Raw genomic sequence first — 221 nt, forward strand, 5'->3', positions numbered from 1 at the left:
GGGTGACAGCAGGCTCATAAGACGCCCCAGCGTCGCCATAGTGCGTTCACCGAATACGTGCGCAACAACCGTCTTCCGGAGCCTGTCATACGCGTAAAACAGCCAGCGCTGGCGCGATTTAGCCCCGACATAGCCCCACTGTTCGTCCATTTCCGCGCAGACGATGACGTCACTGCCCGGCTGTATGCGCGAGGTTACCGACTGCGGCCTGAGTTTTTTAA

Annotated in this window: 1 protein-coding gene; it reads right to left on the bottom strand. The window is 58.8% G+C overall.

The window, feature by feature from the left end; translation table 11 throughout:
- A partial coding sequence (locus FC814_RS22745) for an IS1 family transposase (protein ID WP_227397399.1) occupies positions 1-221 on the bottom strand: 221 nt, incomplete at both ends.

It is taken from the genome of Escherichia sp. MR (assembly GCF_005280595.1).
Taxonomy (GTDB): domain Bacteria; phylum Pseudomonadota; class Gammaproteobacteria; order Enterobacterales; family Enterobacteriaceae; genus Escherichia; species Escherichia ruysiae.